This window comes from Mycobacterium kiyosense (assembly GCA_021654635.1).
GTDB classification, from domain to species: domain Bacteria; phylum Actinomycetota; class Actinomycetes; order Mycobacteriales; family Mycobacteriaceae; genus Mycobacterium; species Mycobacterium kiyosense.
Genome location: AP025179.1, coordinates 711,194 through 728,612, shown reverse-complemented (window position 1 = coordinate 728,612; position 17,419 = coordinate 711,194). Strand labels below are relative to the sequence as shown.

The window sequence follows — 17,419 nt, the reverse complement described above, 5'->3', positions numbered from 1 at the left end:
AATGGAGAAGAGTCAACTGTTGTCCGGCACCGGGACCGAACCGGCACAACCGAGTTCGCTGCCCGGATTCCTGCGGATGAGCAGCGAACAGCGGCTGGCGTGGGTCCAGACATCCCCCGGCATCGCGCTGCCACCCGCGTGGCGGCTCGCACAATTCGTGGCGTTCTCCCGCCCCAGGACGTGCATTCCGGGCATGTTGGGCTTCTACCTGGCCAGCGTCGTCGCCGGAGGCGTCTCACCGCTGGCGCTCGCGGTGGGAATGGTGGTGTCCTATCACATCGCCGCGATCGCCAACCTGTACAACATCTACACCGACATCAGCGAGGACAACGAGAACATCCCGTCGCGGGTATACGAACTCAGCCGCTACGGCCGCGACCGGCTGCTGCGGCACGCCCATCTGCTGGCCGCCTTCAACTTCTTGCTGTCCCTGCTGGTGAACCCGTGGTTCGCGGGTCTGACTTTCCTGGCATTGATTGGCTGCCAACAGTATTCGTTCCGGCCCTTGCGGATGAAGGCGCGGCCCCGGATCGGGATTCTGTACTTCGCCAACGCGGTGGCCTACCCGTACGTGAGCGCGGTGCTGGCATCCGATTTCAAGTGGCAGGTGCTGACCAATCGCGAGTACTGCGCGCTGGCGCTCTACCTGTTCGGCTGGTTCTGCGCCAAGGGTCTGACCAAGAACGTGCCCGATTACGAAGGCGACAAACGAGTCAACGTGACCACGTCGGCGACGCTGAGCGCCACTCGGCGCCGCGCGGCGATCATCGCGGCGGTGGCGACGGTCGTGGTCTACGGCGCCGTCGTACTCCCGGTAGTGTTCGGCTTTCTCGCTCCGAAATACCTTCTTGCCCTGATCTGGTTGCCGGTGGCCTGTTTTCAGGCCTGGCGTCTGGTGCACACCGTCGACCAGAAATCGTCGAACGACATGCTGCGCGACGACATGTTCGTCTCCGTCGGCTACCTGTCGACCCTCGTCCTGATCGAGCGGATCTCGGTTGTGTCGGTGACGGTGGTAGTCGTCGGCATCGCGATCATGTTGCTCACCGACCGGCTGCGGCTGGACACCAGAAGAACCGAAGACTTCGACGTGCCATGAGAATCGATTTCGATCTGTCGCGCAACGAGCTGCCGTTCGACCCGCTGCCGCAGGTGCGCAGCATCCTCGAGTCCAGCGCGGACAGGATCCGCTGTTATCCCGAGGACGAGTGCGTCATGCAGTTGACGGCGCAGATCGGCGAGCTGCACGGTGTTCCGCAGGACAGGGTGGTCGTCGGACCCGGCAGTGTCGGCGTGCTGGACGCGGTGCTGCATGCGGAAGCCAAGGGCGCCACGGTATTCGGAACACCCACGTTCGACGAGTACGCGAGCCTGGTGTCGCGGGCCGGGGGTCTCCCGGTCGGGGCGGTCAGCGACCCGCCTGGCGGTCAGTCGCTCGAGGCCATTCTGGCTCGAGTCGACGAGTCCACGCGGCAGGTGATCATCGCGACGCCGCACAACCCGAGCGGCGCCGCGGTGACAGTGGACGAGCTTGTCGAGTTCCGGCGGTTGTTGCCGAAACCGGTTCTGCTGGTTGTGGATCAGGCCTACGCGGAGTTCGACGAGACACTGCCGGACGGCGCTGTGCGCCGACTGGTGACCGATATGGACGGCGTGGTGGTGCTGCGGAGCTTCTCCAAAGCCTACGGGCTGGCCGGGCTGCGGATCGGTTTCGGTGTGTTCAGCAGTGGGGCACTGGCCGCGCGGGTCCGCGCCGCCGTCCCGACATACGCGGTCAACTCGGTCGGCATCACCGCGGCCACGGAGTCGCTGCGGCATCAGCGGCAGTTACGCGAGCGGGTAACCCGCGTGATCGGCAGCCGGAAACGGCTGGAAGCCTTCCTGCTTCGGCACGGCCTGTTCAGCGGGGTCGTCTCGCAGGGAAACTTCGTGTGGGTGCCCACCCCGGACTCGCACGCGCTGGCGCAGCAAGTGCTCGCCGACGGCATCCTGGTGCGGGAGTATCCGGGGTTGGGCGTGCGGATCACCGTGCAATCCGAAGCATCCGTGGATGCCGTCATCGGGTCGCTGACAACGCATAGTCGCGTCAATGCATAACCGGCACCTGTTCTCCAATGCGCTCGGGCGGCGGCGGTTCGCCGACGAGCTGGTGGACTACCTGATCGCGCTCGGTGTCGAGTACATCTTCGGAATGCCTGCGGAGTCGGTGAATTCGTTGGTGCACGCGGCGAGCCAGCGCACCGAGATACGGGTGGTCACCACCCGGCATGAGACGGCCGCCGCCCTGATGGCGGTCGGTTACGCCAAGGCTTCCGGGCGATTGGGGGTGTGCTTCGGCACCGCCGGGCCGGGCGCCACCAACCTGGTCGCGGGCGCCTACGAGGCGTATCTCGGGCGAGTCCCGTTGCTGGCCATCAGTGGTCAGGTCCCGGTTGCCAGTATCGGCCGGGACGCGTTCCAGGAGATCGACTCCGAAGCACTGTTCAAGCCGTGCACCGCGTCCTCGGTACAGATCCAGGCCACCAGTCAGTTTGAGCGCCTGGCCCGTTCGGCCGTGCTGGCAATGCACGAGTCCACCGCATGCCATGTGGCCATCCCCGGCGACGTGCTCTACGCTCCGATCAGCGCGGCGGACACCGGCTGGCACGTCCCCAAGCCGCCGGAGCCGCGACTGGCGAGCAAGGAAGAGCTGGGCTTGGTCGCCGAGTTCCTGGAATCCGACGATCTGGCCATCGTGCTGTCCTGTGCCGAGGTCGGCCAAACCCAACTCGCTCAGCAGCTTTCGCAACGCCTGGCCTGCCCACTGTCCGATGTCCGCGACACCGGTGTACTCAGCGCCGGCGACGTGCTGGTGGTGGGGCGCGTCAGCCCGCTACTCAACCAACGCGTGCCGGCACACGCGAACCTGTTGGAGCTCACCGACCGTCGCCTCACCAGCAGACGGCTGCCCTACATCAGGCAGGTCGTCTGTGACGTCGAAGCGACCCTGCACACGATCCTGGACTCCCAACCGCAACCCCTCGAGAACGTCGCCGAAACCGTGTTCAGTGACCTCGATGAGGCTGCCAGCATGGCGGGCATTCCCAGCGCGGCACTGCCGTTGGGGATCGGCGCCGCCCTGGCCGGCGATACGCGCAGCGTGGTCGTCACCGACCATGCCCAGCTGGGCCAGTTCGTCGCCGAAATCGCCACGTTGGTCAGCGCGGACGCCGACGTGCAGATCCGCTGTGTCGACCGCGCCGAAAAGCTCAGCGGCCTAAGCAAACTGGGGACCGCGTTCGGACTGCAGCAAGACATCATCGCAGTGCCTCGGGAGGTGGTGACAACTCGTCGCGAGCCGCGACCCGGCGAACGTTCGCTGGCCCGCTGCCTGGACGCCAATCTGGCGGCGCCGGTGCAGATCAGCCAATTCTGCGCACCGTTGCTGCCCGGTTTCGACACCGCCCAGCGCAGCGCCAACGCGCAGGCACCGTCGATGAGTGCCGCCGCGCTGCGCAAGGCGGGCTGCGTGTCAGCGGCAACCGTGGTGGCCAGCGGGACCGCACTTCTGTTGCAGCTCAACGGGATCTACGATGCGGCACTCGATCATGCCCCGATCCTGGTTGTCACGGTGGAAACGCAGAGCTGGCAACTCGACGCCGGTCGACTGCTCGACGAAGTGAGCCTGGCAACCTATCTCGTCGAGGACCCCGCGACCGCCGCCGCCACGGTGCGTCGGGCCTGCGCCGCCGCGGCCGCGCCGGGGTCGGGCGTGGTGCATCTGCGGGTGCGGGGCACGGCGCTGAATTCAGCGTGGCCTGAAATCGGTTTCGCTGCAGGACAACCCGCTGCTTTCCGACCACCGGCGCCCGACGAATCGGCGGTCACCGAGGCGATCACCGCGCTGCGGGACGCCGAACGGGTGGCCATCGTCGCGGGTCGCGGCGCCGCGGGTTGCTCGGAGTTGCTCGCCGAACTGGCCGCTGCGCTGGACTGCAAGGTGCATCTGACGATGGGGTGGCGATTCGGTGGTCGACGACCCTGGCCTGCGCGCGCACGGCAGGGTCGGCGGCTCGGGCGATCTGCGGGCGTACCACGACGTTGCCAAGGCCGGCGTGCTGCTGTTGGTGGGGGGTGTCGAACCGGGGCTCGGCGTTCGATCTGGGCGCCGCCGGCCGAACCATCGTGGTCAACGTCGACCCCAATTCGATGCTGCGCCTGGGAGATCGGGATATCGGCGTGCTGGGCGACGCGATGGCGGCTTTGGAGACGATGGTCGGTGCGCTGCGCGAACCCCCACGTGCCCAACGGGCTACCCGGGCGCCCCGCCGCAGCAGGCGCAGCCGATGGGCCGAACGGGCCCCGCTGCGGGCCTCGCGGCTGACCCGGGCGATCGATGAGGAGCTGGCCGACTTCGACGGCTCTAGCACGGTCTGCGCGGACGTCGGCGTGAATACGCTGTGGGTGTACCGGTACCTCACGTCGATGACGCGCAGTATCTGGTCGGCGTCGTTCGGGACCATGGGCTTCGCGGTGCCCGCGGCGATCGCGGCGGCGAAGAACACCGACACGCGGGTGGCCGTCGCGGTGGCCGGCGACGGCGGAACCTCGGTGACACTCAGCCAGATTCAGTCGGCAGTGAACGTCACCAAACCGGTGGTGTTCGTCGTCGTCAACAATCTGGCGCTCGCCGCGATCAAGTTCGAGAGCGAGATCATGGGCTGGCCGGACCGCGGCTCGGCTATCCCGGACATCAACTTCGCGCAGTACGCCGCATCCGTCGAGATCAAGTCGCGCCGCGTCGACACACTTCGCGATTTCCGGGCCGCCTTCCAAGAGGCTATCGGCGCGCCACGGCCCTACCTGATCGACGCACGCTGTGTGCTGAACGACGCACCGGTGCAGGCCGGGCGCAAGCACTGGCGACAGGTGATCGGGTTCTTCGTGGCGTGGTCGAAAGAGGGGCGGCCGGGCGCCGCGACGTTCGGCGAGGTGACCCGCGCCGTCGTCCGCGGCAAGCTGGACGAGTGGAAACCAGCGGATTAGCCTGGCCGACAGCGAATTTCACGTCGCAACCCGCCGCGCGTGCGTCGGGATCGTCACACTCGCGGGATAAATCAAGCGCGGGTCAAGACCGCCGGCAGACCGCCCTTCACCATCACCGAGAAGGTGAACTGCGGCTCGGGCTGCCAGCCGTCGGGCACGCTGAGCCGGAAACGCTGGAACAGCATCGTCAGGAAGAACTGCGCCGCCATATAGGCCATGGTGGTGCCGAGGCAGAAATGCTGGCCGGAGCTGAACGGCATGAACGCCAGCCTCGGCCGCGCCCGCACCTGCTCGGGGTCCAGGAACCGCATCGGGTCGAAGCGGTCGGGCTCCGGCCACCAGCGCGGGTCGCGGTGCACCACCGACATCGAGGCCCCCACCAGCGTGAGTTTCGGCAGCCGGTAGCCGCCGAGTTCGTTGTCGGCCATGCAGAACCGCGGGAAGAACGGGTGCCCCTGCATGCGCTGACCCTCGTCGAAGCACGCTTTGGTCCAGCTCAGCCGCGACACGTCGTCGAAGTTGGGCAACGCGCCGTTCAGCGCGTCGACCTCGCCGTACAGCCTGGTCAGGCTGTCGGGGTTCTTCAGCAGCAGGGCCACCGTCCAGGTCAGGGCCGCGCCGGTGGGGTCGTAGGCGCCGCCGAGCAGGCCGACGATCTCGGCCGCCAGGTCGGCCCGGTTGATCGGCGAGCCGTCCTCGTACCGCGCGTCGAGCAAAGTGTCCAGGAAGTCCGGCGTCTCCGACGGGTGTTTCTTGCGGTCCTTGATCAGCCGGCCGACCAGCCGGTAGATCCGTGCCAACGCCGGCAGCAGACTCGAACGGCCTTTGCGCGGAAGGAGATTGGGGAACGGGACCATCAGCGTGGTCAGGCCGAGCAGTCCGGTGATGGCCCGCATGTCGGCGTCGAGCCGGCGCAACTCCTGCTCCCCGATCGAGGCGGAGAACAACGTCTTCAGGTAGACCTTCAACGTCATCAGCGAGATCTCGTACTGCAGGTCCACCGGCTGACCGGTCCCGGCGAACGACGACCAGCCGGCGAGGCGTTCGTCGAACTCGCTGCAGAACACGTCGGCCATCGTCGTCAGGTGCCGACGGGTGAACATCGGCATCAGCATCTTGCGGCGCTCCCGCAATTTCGGGCCTTCCAGCATGATGCTGTTGGCGCCGATCACCTTCAGCAGCGGACCCAGCAGGTCGTAGCGGCTGTACCGGCCGTCGGCGTCGTCCATGAACTCGCGCAACAGGTCCGGGTGAGTGACCGCGACCATGTCCAGCAGCGGCATCGGGATGCGGAACATGTCGCCGTAAGTGGCGGCGCCGCGGCTGATCAGCTCGAAGGGGTCGCGGCGCAGCTCGAAGAAGGAGCCGACGACCGGCAGCCCGGCCGGTCCCGGCGGCAACGGCAACGGACGCCCGTACCCGCGTACGGCGCCCAGCAGGGTGGGTACCGACAGCCGGGTGGGCCACAGCGGATCTTCCCGTAGCGCACCGACCACGCTGAGCCGGCCGCTGGACAACCGGCCCTCATCCGGCACGACGGGCGCGATCACCGGCGGCAGGTCCGCGTGAGTGTCCTCGCCCGCCGGCTCGAACGGCCGATACAGCGGCTCTTCCGCAGCGGTCAACGTGTCACACCCTTTCGTTAGGCATGCCTAAGTTACCGTGTCGGCGAAGTCCGCCGCGAATCGCGTCGCCGCCCGGCCGGACCGGGCCATATGAGCGCACCCGCCTGCAGACGGCACTCGGCGCGGCGACGTACGGTGTAACTGCGCCGCAGTCACCCGATGCGACTCCAAGGAGGACCATGACGCCCGTAGCCAGCGAACCCTCGGCCGACAAACGCCATCACGTCGTCATCATCGGAAGCGGGTTCGGCGGCTTGAACGCGGCCAGGAATCTCAAGCGGGCCGACGTGCGGGTCACACTGATCTCCAAGACCACCACCCACCTGTTCCAGCCGCTGCTGTACCAGGTGGCGACCGGCATTCTGTCCGAAGGCGACATCGCCCCCACCACCCGGCTCATCCTGCGCAAGCAGAAGAACGTGCGGGTGCTGTGGGGCGAGGTCAGCGAGGTCGATCTGAACGCGAAGACGGTCACGTCGCACCTGATGGGCATGTGGACCGTGACGTCCTACGACAGCCTGATCGTGGCGTCGGGTGCGCAGCAGTCCTACTTCGGCAACGACGAATTCGCCACCTACGCCCCCGGCATGAAGACCATCGACGACGCCCTGGAACTGCGCGGCCGCATCCTGAGCTCGTTCGAGGCCGCCGAGGTCGCGCTCGACCCGGCCGAGCGGGAACGACGGCTGACCTTTGTGGTGGTCGGCGCCGGGCCCACCGGCGTCGAGTTGGCCGGCGAGATCGTCCAGCTCGCCGAGCGCACCCTGGCCGGGGCGTTTCGCACCATCACCCCCACGGATTGCCGGGTGATCCTGCTCGACGCCGCACCCGCGGTGCTGCCGCCGATGGGCGAGAAGCTGGGCCTCAAAGCGCAGCGGCGGCTGGAGAAGATGGACGTCGAGGTCCAGCTCAACGCGATGGTGACCGCCGTCGACTACCAGGGCATCACCGTCAAGGACAAAGACGGCACCGAGCGTCGCATCGGCTGCGCCTGCAAAGTCTGGGCGGCCGGCGTGCAAGCCAGCCCGCTGGGCAAGATGCTCGCCGAGCAGTCCGACGGCACCGAAACCGACCGCGCCGGACGAGTGATCGTCGAGCCCGACCTGACCGTGAAGGGACACCCGAACGTCTTCGTCGTCGGCGACCTCACCTCGGTACCCGGGGTGCCCGGCATGGCCCAGGGCGCCATCCAGGGCGCACGCTACGTCACCAATGTCATCAAACACATCGTCAAGGGCCACGACGATCCCGCCACCCGCGAGCCCTTCAAGTACCACGACAAGGGCAGCATGGCGCTGGTCTCGCGGTACAGCGCCGTCGCGCAGATCGGCAAGATCGAGTTCGCCGGCTTCTTCGCCTGGTTGGCGTGGCTGCTGCTGCACCTCATCTACCTGGTCGGCCACCGCAACCGACTCGCCGCCATGTTCTCCTGGGGCATCTCGTTCCTGGGCCGCACCCGCGGGCAGATGGCCATCACCAGCCAGATGATCTACGCCCGCGTGGTGACCAACTGGATGGAGGAGCAAGCCGAGCAGGGGGCGCTGGCCGCCGCCGAACAAACCGACGAGGCCGAACGCAAGGCGGCGGGGTAGCTCGCTCCCGCCGCCGGCCTGGTGTTCGCCTGCACATCCTGCGACGGGCGGTGGACCGCGGGAACGTGGCCGACCGAGCCTTTGGCAGTTTGCTGTGAATCAGCTTGAGATAGCCTGCCAGGTTCGGAAATCGGACATTTGCAACGCGGACGGCGCTTAACGTCAGCTCACCGTTTCGGGACGGTGTTCACAATCGCTTACAGCGGGCTGGGGATGACATGTCCTTTCTGAATGCTGCGCCCGACGCGCTCGCCGCCGCGTCGCGCACGATCGCCGACATCGGTTCGACATTGGGTTCTGCCAATACCGCGGCATCCGAAGCGACGCACGGCTGACTCTCGCGCGGTCCAACGCGGGCTAACGCAGCGCCCTATCGATATCGGCGATCAGGTCGTCGGTGCCCTCCAGGCCCACCGAGATGCGCACCACGCCGTCGCCGAGCCCGATCGCGGCCCGGCCCTCTGGTCCCATCGCCCGGTGCGTTGTCGTAGCCGGGTGCGTCACAAGCGATTTCGCGTCACCGAGGTTGTTGGAGATGTCGATCAACTGCAACTTGTCCAGCACCTCGAAGGCGCGTTGCTTGTAGTCGCCGTCGTCGGCCTTAAGTTCGAACGTGACAACCGTTCCGCCGCCGGACATCTGCCGCTTGGCGAGGTCGTACTGCGGATGTGACGGCAGGAACGGGTAGCGCACCCAACTCACCGCCGGATGACCTTCCAGGAATTCGGCGATGCGCTGCGCGGAAGCGTTGCTGTACTGGACTCGAACCGCAAGCGTCTCAAGGCCTTTGAGCAGCACCCACGCATTGAAGGCGCTCATCGCCGGGCCGGTGTGCCGCATCAGTTTCTGCACCGGGCCGTCGATGTATTCTTTGTCGCCCAGAATGGCGCCACCGAGTACCCGGCCCTGCCCGTCGATGTGCTTGGTGCCGGAATAAACCACCACGTCCACCCCGAGCGGGAAACCCTGCTGTAGCAAAGGAGTGGCGAAGACGTTGTCCAACACCACCTTTGCTCCGGCGGCATGCGCCAGCTCGGTCACCGCGGCGATGTCGACCAGCGACTGCATCGGATTGGACGGCGTCTCGAAGAACACCGCCTGGGTGGGTACCGAGAGAGCCTGCTCCCACTGGGACAGGTCGTCGCCGTCGACGAACACGGTCTGCACGCCCCAGCGCGGCAGGATCTCGTTGCACACCACGAAACACGAGCCGAACAGGCTGCGCGCGGCCACCAACCGGTCACCGGCGCCCAGCAGCGCACCCAGCGACACGAACACCGCGGCCATCCCACTGGCCGTCGCGAACGCCGCCGGAGCGCCCTCGATCAGCCGCAGGCGTTCCTGGAACATGTTCACCGTCGGATTGCCGTAGCGCGAGTAGACGTAGTGGTCGACCTCGCCGGTGAACGACTGCTCGGCCACCGACGCCGACGGATACACGTAACCCGACGTCAGAAACATCGCCTCGGAGGTCTCTTCGAACCCCGAGCGGGTCAGGCCGCCGCGCACCCCGAGAGTGGCCTGGCTGACACCGTCCGGCAGCCCGTTCATCAACCTTGCTTCCACGGCAGTCCGACCGCGCGCCACCCCGTTCCGCCACGATGGCCCTGGGCGTCGAGCTGACCTTCGAAGCCGTCCAGCACGTTGTACGACGGCGTCAGGCCCGCCTCGGTGGCCACCTCGGCGGCGCCGATGGACCGGTTACCCGAACGGCACAGGAACACCAGCGGCCGCTCGGTCTCGCCGGAGTCCGGGATCTGCTCTTGGAGCTCGGCGAGGAAATTCTCGTTGTGCTGACCGCTGGACTTGTTCCACTCGACGAACACCACGTCACGGCCGAGGCTGGACAGATCCGGGACGCCGACGAAACTCCATTCGGCATCGGTGCGCACGTCCACCAGCACGGCGTGCGGATTCTCGGTCAACACTTTCCAGGCCTCGAGCGGCGTGATGTCTCCTGCGTAACTCACGCGCGCGAGTCTCGCACATTCAGCCTGGCAGCGACCTGCCGGGCGCGGTCCCGGGCGACGGCCAACTCGGGCGCGGTGGCCAGCGCCAGCCCCGAGCTGGGCGGCGCCGCATCCGAGCCAGCCGAGGCGGCCGGATCGAACACCCGCACGTCGCTCTCGGGCACGGCCAGGGCCGCGGCGAGCAAATCGCCGCTGGGCGCGGCGCCCGGCGCGGAGGGGCCACGGGTGATCACACCCGGGCGGCGCCCGGCGACACCATCATGGTGTCCACCGCTACCCCCAGAATCGCCCGGGCCTGCAACTCGAACGCCGAAAGCCGCTGGCTACGCAGCGTCACCCAGGCGCTGTCGCTGGGACCCGCAGCGACCTCGCTGAAGTACACCTCGTCCCCGTTGATCATCAGTTCGACGCCGAAGACGCCGCGCCCACCCAAGGACTTAACGATGCGCGCGGCGATCGACTTGGCCGCGTCCAGCGCGGCGGTGCTCATTTGCTGAGGCTGCCAGGACTCCAGCCCGTCGGCGCCGTTGCTGCGATGACCGATCGGGCTGCAGAACTCGATGACCGGCCCGGACGGGCCTTCGCTGCGGACAACGATCAGCGTGACCAAAAAACTCGACATCGACCACTGTCTCGGCCCACACCCGGCCACCCCGGCCCGCGCGCTCCCAGGCCGGCGCGACCTCCTCGGGCGTCCGCACCACCGATCGGCCCTGCCCGCTCGGACCGGCGACCGGTTTGACCAGCAACGGGAAGCCGGCGTGCGCGGCCACCGCCTCCAGTTCGGCCAGCGAGTCGACGAACCAGAACGGCGCAGTCGGCAGGCCCAGCTCATCGGCGGCGTGGCGGCGCAGGCCCTCGCGGTCGGCGATGAGCCGGGCCGCACGCAAACTCGGTACCCACTCGACGTCTTGGCCCTCGGCCGACTCGAACGCTTCGAGGGCCCCGAACACGACCGCATCGGTGCGCGTCACCACGAAGTCAGGTTGCAGGCTAACCAGCACCGCGGTGAGCTCCTCGGCGTCGGTGAGCGTCTCGGCGTCGGCGGTCATTACCTCCGCGCCAAGCCGCTGCAGCGCGACGGTCAACTCCTCGCCGGCGTCGTCGGTGCCCAGCAGCAGCAATCTCGGCCCGGCCTCGTTTTCCGGTTCCGGGTCTTGCGGCTCGAGCGGTTCGGCTGTCGCGGGCGCTTCCGTCGGTTTCTCGACGGACCAGATCGCCGTAGCACCCTCAGCCGCTGGGCGATCCTGCGCGCCGGTCTCCTGCCGCTCGGTCAAGCAGTCACCCCCTCCGTCGTGAGTTGTCTCGCCGACAAGGATAGGTGCGGGGGGCGAGAACGCCGCGTCTTGACTCATTTCGCGACGCATATGAGTGCCAAATGTGCTTCGAGACCAGCCGCGACGTATCACCGCGCCGGACCCCAGGGCGGCGTTAGGGCGCTGTCAGGGCTGGCCGGGCAGCAGGCGGACCATCAGGCCGTGACCTTCGGCCAGCAGGGTGCCGTCGTCCTCGCACAGTTCGGCGGAGACGAACGCCTTGCGTCCCTCGACACGGGTGACCCGGCCGCTGATCCGCAGCGGCCGGTCGATCGGGGTGATCTTGCGATAGTCGACGTGCAGGAAGGCCGTGCGGCTGATCGGCCGCCCGGCGGCATGCGAAATCATGCCGAACATGTGGTCGAACAGCAGCGGCAGCACGCCGCCGTGCACCGCCCAGTTGCCGCCGACGTGGAAACGGGTGAAGTGGCCCTCCATTTCGACGCCGTCGGCGCCGTAACGGGTCAACGTCCAGGGCGGCAGCAGCAGGCTGCCCATCCCGGGCAGCTCGGGCGTGCGACCGGCCGGCGGTTTTCCCGGGTCGGCGCTCTGAAACGGGCTGAGCAACTCCACCAGGGCGGCGGCGCGCTCGGCCGCCTCGTCCCAGACGTCGTCGCCGGGGTCGGCGGACACCGCCAGGTCCTGGACACGGCGCATGGCCGCCACGAACTTGCCGAACCCGGGACCCGGAGTGGCCGGGCTGTACTCGGGGAAGCCGCCGTGGTGCTCGTATTCGGGGTCTAGATCGGTGGGGTTGTCGGGAACCTCGGTCACGGGCGAGCCCGCAGCACATCGCGTCGCACGATGGTCTGGTCCCGCCCCGGCCCCACACCGATGCACGAAACATGTGCTCCGGCAAGCTCTTCCAGTCGCAGCACATAGTCGCGCGCCTTGGCCGGCAGATCGTCGAACTCGCGGGCGGTGGAAATGTCCTCCCACCACCCGGGCAGCTCCTCGTACACCGGCTTGGCGTGGCAGAGCTCGCGCTGGGTCATCGGCATCTCGTCGGTGCGCTTGCCGTCGACCTCGTAGCCGACGCAGACCGGCACCGTCTGCAAGCTGGACAGCACGTCCAGCTTGGTCAGGAAGTAGTCGGTGATGCCGTTGACCCGGGTGGCATAGCGCGCGATGACGGCGTCGAACCAGCCGCAGCGGCGCCGCCGGCCGGTGGTCACCCCGAACTCCCCACCCGTCTTGGACAGGTACTCGCCGTTCTCGTCGAACAGCTCGGTGGGGAACGGGCCCGAACCCACCCGGGTGGTGTAGGCCTTGAGGATCCCCAACACCGTGCCGATCCGGGTCGGGCCGATGCCCGAACCCACCGCCGCGCCGCCCGCGGTCGGATTCGACGACGTCACATACGGGTAAGTGCCGTGGTCGACGTCGAGCAGGGTGCCCTGCGAGCCTTCCAGTAGCACGGTCTCGCCGGCGTCCAACGCGTTGTTCAGTAGCAGCCGGGTGTCGGCGATGCGGTGCCGGAACCCGGCGGCCTGCTCCAGCAGCGCCTCGACCACCTGCTCGGGCTCGAGGGCCTTGCGGTTGTAGATCTTGACCAGCACCTGGTTCTTGAACTCGAGCGCGGCCTGGACCTTGTGCGCGAGCTGATCCGGGTCCAGCACGTCGGCGACCCGGATGCCCATCCGGGCGATCTTGTCCTGGTAGCAGGGTCCGATACCGCGCCCGGTGGTGCCGATCTTCTTGCTGCCCATGTAGCGCTCGGTGACCTTATCGATAGCCACGTGATAGGGCATCAGCAGGTGCGCGTCGGCGGAGATCAGCAGCTTGGAGGTGTCCACATCGCGGTCTTGCAGGCCTTTGAGCTCGTCGAGCAGGACACCGGGGTCGATCACCACGCCGTTGCCGATCACGTTGGTGACCCCGGGCGTCAATACGCCCGACGGGATGAGGTGCAGGGCGAAGTTCTCACCGGTAGGCAGCACCACGGTATGCCCGGCGTTGTTGCCACCCTGATAGCGCACCACCCACTGCACGCGTCCGCCGAGCAGATCCGTGGCTTTACCTTTGCCCTCGTCGCCCCACTGGGCGCCGATAAGGACGATTGCCGGCATGACTTGCTCCTGCTCTGGCGGGGTTGTGCCCGCATATTGTGGTCCAGCCGGTGACCTACCCTATCCTGCGGTGCCCCGAGAACCTCAAAAATGCTGCCAAAACGCATGAAAGCCGACCATCAGCCGCCCGCCGCCGTCTTGCTGTTCGACGACAAGCCGGTGCCGCGCGGCCTGGCTGATCTGCCCACCCACCGCGCTGCGACGTCCGACGGCGTCGACGCGCTGCTGGCCGACTGCCAGCGGCTGGTGGTGGTGGGTTCCGACGCCGACCTGGCCATGGTGCTGCGTCGCCTGCTGCGCGCCGACCGGCTGGATGTCGAGGTGGCGTATGCGCCCCGGCGGCGGACCCGTGCCACCCGCGCCTACCGGTTGCCGGCCGGTCGGCGTGCGGCGCGTCGGGCGCGGCACGGCAGCGCCAGCCGGGTGCCGTTGATCCGCGACGAGACCGGCACGGTGCTGGTCGGGCGCGCCCGCTGGCTGCCGGTCGAGGGGGCCACGACGATCCGCGGCGAGGCGGTGGTCGACGACGCGGTGCTGTTCGACGGCGAGGCCGCCGAGCTGTGGGTCGAGCCGACGCTGGCGGTGCCGGGCCTGCGGGCCTGTCTGCCGGGCCGCTGGATCAGACGCTGGGTCGGCGGGCGCGCGGCCCAGCTCGGCACCACCGGAGCGACCGTGCTGCGCGACGGGGTGCCGGCGCCGCGGGCGGTGCGACGCTCGACGTTCTACCGCAACGTCGAAGGGTGGCTACAGGTTCGGTAGTTTCGACCGGTGCGCCCCAGCCCGGTCTTCCTCGGCCTGATCGGAGCGACGGCCGTGGGTGCGGCGCTGGCCTGGACCGCCGGATCATCGGTGCGGCCGATGGCGTACGCGGGGGTGTTCATCCTCGTCATCGCCGGGTGGCTGGTGTCGCTGTGCCTACACGAGTTCGGGCACGCCTACACCGCCTGGCGCTTCGGCGACCACGATGTGGCCGTCCGCGGCTACCTGGACCTGGATCCGCGGCGCTACGCCAGCCCCGGGCTGTCGCTGGTGCTGCCGATGATCTTCATCGCGCTGGGCGGGATCGGGCTGCCGGGCGCCGCGGTGTATTTACAGACCTCGTTCATGACGCCGGCACGCCGGACCCTGGTCAGCCTGGCCGGCCCGACGATGAATCTTGTTCTGGCAGTGCTGCTTTTGACGGCGACACGGGTGTTCTACGATCCGGCGCACTGGGTGCTGGCGGCGGGTCTGGCGTTTCTGGGTTTTCTGCAGGTCACCGCGGTAGTGCTGAACCTGTTGCCGATTCCGGGCTTGGACGGCTATGACGCGCTGGAGCCGCACCTGAGCCCGCAGACGCAGCGCGCGGTGGCGCCGGCCAAGCAGTTCGGCCTGTTCGTCCTGCTGGTCGTGCTGTTGGCGCCGGGGTTGAATCAGTGGTTCTTCGAGTCGGTGTACTGGCTTTTCGGCCTTTCCGGCGTGCCGCCGCGGCTGGCTCAGGCCGGCGGGATATTGACCCGCTTCTGGAGCGCCTGGGCCTGACCATTGCGATATATGCGAAATTGCGCATATATTAAGCGGCATGGGCGCCGGACACAGCCACACCCCCCCGCCGAGGCGGACGCGTCGCGGATGATCCGCCGCATGGTCGGCGCCGCGGCCATCCTGGCGACGTTCTTCGTCGTCGAGCTGACCACCGCGCTGTTGATCAACTCGATCGCGCTGCTGGCCGACGCCGGACACATGCTCACCGATGTGGTCGCGGTGTTCATGGGGTTGGCTGCCGTGGTGCTGGCTCGCCGCGGCAGCTCGTCGCCCGGTCGCACCTACGGCTGGCATCGGGCCGAAGTGTTCACCGCGGTGGCCAACGCGGTACTACTGGTCGGCGTCGCGATGTTCATCCTCTACGAGGCGATCGACCGGCTCAGGGAAGCGCCGGCGGTACCCGGTGTGCCCATGATCGTGGTCGCACTGGCCGGGGTGGCGGCGAACTTCGCCGTGGCGATGCTGCTGCGCTCGCATTCCGAGGCCAGCCTGGCCGTCAAGGGCGCCTACATGGAAGTCGTCGCCGACACCGTCGGCAGCATCGGCGTGCTGATCGCCGGCATCGTGACCGTCACCACGCACTGGCCGTACGCCGACGTGGTGGTCGCGGTGCTGGTTGCACTGTGGGTGCTGCCGCGGGCGATCGCCCTGGCCCGCGCTGCGCTACGCATCTTGTCCGAGTCGTCGCCGGCTCATATCGACGTCGAGGAATTGCGCTCGGCGCTCGGCGCGGTCGACGGCGTCACCGATGTGCACGACCTGCACGTGTGGACGCTGTCGCCCGGCAAAGACATGGCCACCGCGCATCTGACCAGCGTCGGCGAATCCGCCCGGGTACTCAGTGACGCGCGCGCGGTGCTGTCGGCCCGCGGACTGGACCACGCGACCGTCCAGATCGACTGTCCGGACGGGCACTGCGAGGAGACGTTCTAAAGGCGCAGCGCAGTGCGGGCGGCGGGGTCGCAGTCGTCGAGCAGATCCACGCAGCGGCGATACTCGTCGGTCTCGCCGATCGCGTCGGCGGCGCGCGCCAGGGCCGCCACACAGCGCAGAAAACCGCGGTTCGGCTCGTGCGAGAACGGCACCGGGCCGAATCCCTTCCAGCCGTTGCGGCGCAGCTGGTCCAGGCCCCGGTGGTAGCCGGTACGGGCATAGGCGTAGGCCGTGATGGCCCGGTCCTCGGCCAGCGCCTCCTCGGCCAGCGCGGCCCAGGCCACCGAAGCCGACGGATGCGCCGCCGCCACGATTCCCGGCCGCTCGTTCGCGAGTAGCTCCGCTTCAGCCTCACTGTCGCCCGGCAGCAGAATCGGATCAGGTCCCAGCAGATCACCCATCGGAGTCATGGGACACATTGTGCCAACACCGCTACCTCGGGGATCACGCCAACCGCGGGTTGGGTCGCTAAGCTCCTTTCATGCCCAACGCACCCGAGCCAGATCGCGGCGGCACAGGTTCCAGCGGCACACCGGGCCCGCAGCGCAACCCTGACAACGCCGAAACCGAGACCGTCGCCATCGTCAAGCGGCAACCGGAGGAGAGCACCGAGGCGACGGTGCCTGACGGGCAGCCCGAGCGCCGGTTCACCGCACCGGGTTTCGACGAAAAAGAGACACAGGTGTTCGCCACCGCCACCGAGGCGCCCACCGAGGTTTTCGAGACGCGTCCCGCGCCGGCGGCTGGGCCGACCGCTGCGTCACCCGCTCCACCCATCCCGCCGGCGCCGCCATTGCCACCGAACGTTACTGCGCAGTCGATTCCGGCGCGTGGCGGGGTAAACCAGACCCAGGCGGCCAAGAATCGCAACTGGGGTTGGGTGCTGGCCATCGTGGTCATCGTGCTGGCGCTGGCCGCGATCGCGATCTTCGGGACCGTGCTGCTGACCCGCGGCAAGCACGAGAAGGCCTCGCAGGAGGACCAGGTCAGGCAGACCATCCAGAATTTCGACGTCGCGATTCAACGGGGTGACCTGACCGCGCTGCGCAGCATCACCTGCGGCACCACTCGCGACGGCTATGTGGACTACGACGAAAAGGCGTGGGCCGAAACCTACCGGCGGGTCTCGGCGGCCAAGCAGTACCCGATGATCGCCAGCATCGATCAGATCGTCGTCAACGGCGAGCACGCCGAGGCCAACGTCACCACGTTCATGGCCTACGACCCGCAGGTCCGCTCGACGCGCAGCCTGGACCTGCAGTTCCGCGACGACCAGTGGAAGATCTGCCAGTCCAACTGAGGACTCCGCGCCTGTTTCGCCTCGCCTCGCGTGTAACCAGGGCGCAAATCGCAGCCGATTTCCGC

Annotated in this window: 15 protein-coding genes and 2 pseudogenes; 10 read left to right on the top strand and 7 right to left on the bottom strand. The window is 67.9% G+C overall.

All coding sequences use genetic code 11. The features are described from left to right. Position 1: 1 nt before the first annotated feature. From L6444_RS03400 to L6444_RS03385, 4 genes are read left to right on the top strand one after another with little or no spacing between them, the layout of a single operon-like run. Positions 2–1,099, top strand: a complete 1,098-nt coding sequence (locus L6444_RS03400) for a UbiA family prenyltransferase (protein WP_236980572.1) — start codon at positions 2–4, stop codon at positions 1,097–1,099. Then, on the top strand, positions 1,096–2,097 hold the full coding sequence (locus tag L6444_RS03395) for a pyridoxal phosphate-dependent aminotransferase (RefSeq protein WP_236980570.1): 1,002 nt from the start codon (positions 1,096–1,098) through the stop codon (positions 2,095–2,097). The genes L6444_RS03400 and L6444_RS03395 overlap by 4 nt, the downstream gene beginning before the upstream one ends. Continuing rightward, entirely contained in the window at positions 2,090–4,363 is a 2,274-nt protein-coding gene (locus L6444_RS03390) for a thiamine pyrophosphate-binding protein (RefSeq protein ID WP_236980562.1), read from the top strand. Before L6444_RS03395 ends, L6444_RS03390 begins: the two co-directional genes overlap by 8 nt. Further along, on the top strand, positions 4,252–5,025 hold the full coding sequence (locus L6444_RS03385; RefSeq protein ID WP_255731238.1) for a thiamine pyrophosphate-dependent enzyme: 774 nt from the start codon (positions 4,252–4,254) through the stop codon (positions 5,023–5,025). Before L6444_RS03390 ends, L6444_RS03385 begins: the two co-directional genes overlap by 112 nt. 71 nt (positions 5,026–5,096) lie before the next feature. Here the strand turns inward: L6444_RS03385 and L6444_RS03380 are convergent, their stop codons facing one another. Then, entirely contained in the window at positions 5,097–6,650 is a 1,554-nt protein-coding gene (locus L6444_RS03380; protein ID WP_309297869.1) for a cytochrome P450, read from the bottom strand. 179 nt (positions 6,651–6,829) lie between these two features. Between L6444_RS03380 and L6444_RS03375 the strand changes: the two genes are divergently transcribed. Beyond that, entirely contained in the window at positions 6,830–8,242 is a 1,413-nt protein-coding gene (locus L6444_RS03375) for an NAD(P)/FAD-dependent oxidoreductase (protein ID WP_236980558.1), read from the top strand. Between the two features lie 218 nt (positions 8,243–8,460). Continuing rightward, positions 8,461–8,577, top strand: coding sequence for a PE domain-containing protein (locus L6444_RS03370; protein WP_236980556.1), 117 nt, complete (start codon positions 8,461–8,463; stop codon positions 8,575–8,577). A gap of 22 nt (positions 8,578–8,599) precedes the next feature. Here the strand turns inward: L6444_RS03370 and L6444_RS03365 are convergent, their stop codons facing one another. The 5 genes and pseudogenes from L6444_RS03365 to L6444_RS03345 all read right to left on the bottom strand — a co-directional run bounded on the left by L6444_RS03365 (position 8,600) and on the right by L6444_RS03345 (position 13,597). After that, a complete protein-coding gene (locus L6444_RS03365; protein WP_236980541.1) occupies positions 8,600–9,793 on the bottom strand; it encodes an O-succinylhomoserine sulfhydrylase in 1,194 nt (397 codons plus the stop codon). Further along, on the bottom strand, positions 9,793–10,212 hold the full coding sequence (locus tag L6444_RS03360; protein WP_236980539.1) for a rhodanese-like domain-containing protein: 420 nt from the start codon (positions 10,210–10,212) through the stop codon (positions 9,793–9,795). Before L6444_RS03360 ends, L6444_RS03365 begins: the two co-directional genes overlap by 1 nt. Then, positions 10,209–11,429: pseudogene (gene purT, locus L6444_RS03355) on the bottom strand (formate-dependent phosphoribosylglycinamide formyltransferase). Before purT ends, L6444_RS03360 begins: the two are co-directional and overlap by 4 nt. A 225-nt stretch (positions 11,430–11,654) precedes the next feature. Next, positions 11,655–12,302, bottom strand: a complete 648-nt coding sequence (locus tag L6444_RS03350; protein ID WP_236980537.1) for a PaaI family thioesterase — start codon at positions 12,300–12,302, stop codon at positions 11,655–11,657. Next, positions 12,299–13,597, bottom strand: a complete 1,299-nt coding sequence (locus L6444_RS03345) for an adenylosuccinate synthase (protein WP_236980535.1) — start codon at positions 13,595–13,597, stop codon at positions 12,299–12,301. The genes L6444_RS03350 and L6444_RS03345 overlap by 4 nt, the downstream gene beginning before the upstream one ends. 90 nt (positions 13,598–13,687) lie before the next feature. Between L6444_RS03345 and L6444_RS03340 the strand changes: the two genes are divergently transcribed. The 3 genes and pseudogenes from L6444_RS03340 to L6444_RS03330 all read left to right on the top strand — a co-directional run bounded on the left by L6444_RS03340 (position 13,688) and on the right by L6444_RS03330 (position 16,054). Then, positions 13,688–14,356 carry a peptidase M50 gene (locus L6444_RS03340; protein WP_236980533.1) on the top strand — a complete coding sequence of 223 codons (669 nt, stop codon included), beginning with the start codon at positions 13,688–13,690 and terminating at the stop codon, positions 14,354–14,356. Between the two features lie 9 nt (positions 14,357–14,365). Next, entirely contained in the window at positions 14,366–15,118 is a 753-nt protein-coding gene (locus tag L6444_RS03335) for a site-2 protease family protein (RefSeq protein ID WP_236980531.1), read from the top strand. 40 nt (positions 15,119–15,158) lie between these two features. After that, positions 15,159–16,054 (top strand): annotated as a pseudogene (locus tag L6444_RS03330) (cation diffusion facilitator family transporter). On the opposite strand, the gene L6444_RS03325 reads toward L6444_RS03330, so the two are convergent. Continuing rightward, a complete protein-coding gene (locus L6444_RS03325; RefSeq protein ID WP_236980529.1) occupies positions 16,051–16,464 on the bottom strand; it encodes a DUF3151 domain-containing protein in 414 nt (137 codons plus the stop codon). The pseudogene L6444_RS03330 and the gene L6444_RS03325 overlap by 4 nt on opposite strands. A 71-nt stretch (positions 16,465–16,535) precedes the next feature. Here L6444_RS03325 and L6444_RS03320 point away from each other — a divergent pair, with 71 nt between their 5' ends. Continuing rightward, a complete protein-coding gene (locus tag L6444_RS03320; protein ID WP_236980527.1) occupies positions 16,536–17,354 on the top strand; it encodes an Rv0361 family membrane protein in 819 nt (272 codons plus the stop codon). Positions 17,355–17,419 lie beyond the last annotated feature (65 nt).

Bases quoted from the DNA above. Each gene is read 5' to 3' on its own strand.
- L6444_RS03400 (WP_236980572.1), top strand. From the start codon at position 2: ATGGAGAAGAGTCAACTGTTGTCCGGCACCGGGACCGAACCGGCACAA.
- L6444_RS03395 (WP_236980570.1), top strand. From the start codon at position 1,096: ATGAGAATCGATTTCGATCTGTCGCGCAACGAGCTGCCGTTCGACCCG.
- L6444_RS03390 (WP_236980562.1), top strand. From the start codon at position 2,090: ATGCATAACCGGCACCTGTTCTCCAATGCGCTCGGGCGGCGGCGGTTC.
- L6444_RS03385 (WP_255731238.1), top strand. From the start codon at position 4,252: ATGGTCGGTGCGCTGCGCGAACCCCCACGTGCCCAACGGGCTACCCGG.
- L6444_RS03375 (WP_236980558.1), top strand. From the start codon at position 6,830: ATGACGCCCGTAGCCAGCGAACCCTCGGCCGACAAACGCCATCACGTC.
- L6444_RS03370 (WP_236980556.1), top strand. From the start codon at position 8,461: ATGTCCTTTCTGAATGCTGCGCCCGACGCGCTCGCCGCCGCGTCGCGC.
- L6444_RS03365 (WP_236980541.1), bottom strand. From the start codon at position 9,793: ATGAACGGGCTGCCGGACGGTGTCAGCCAGGCCACTCTCGGGGTGCGC.
- L6444_RS03345 (WP_236980535.1), bottom strand. From the start codon at position 13,597: ATGCCGGCAATCGTCCTTATCGGCGCCCAGTGGGGCGACGAGGGCAAA.
- L6444_RS03340 (WP_236980533.1), top strand. From the start codon at position 13,688: ATGCTGCCAAAACGCATGAAAGCCGACCATCAGCCGCCCGCCGCCGTC.
- L6444_RS03325 (WP_236980529.1), bottom strand. From the start codon at position 16,464: ATGACTCCGATGGGTGATCTGCTGGGACCTGATCCGATTCTGCTGCCG.
- L6444_RS03320 (WP_236980527.1), top strand. From the start codon at position 16,536: ATGCCCAACGCACCCGAGCCAGATCGCGGCGGCACAGGTTCCAGCGGC.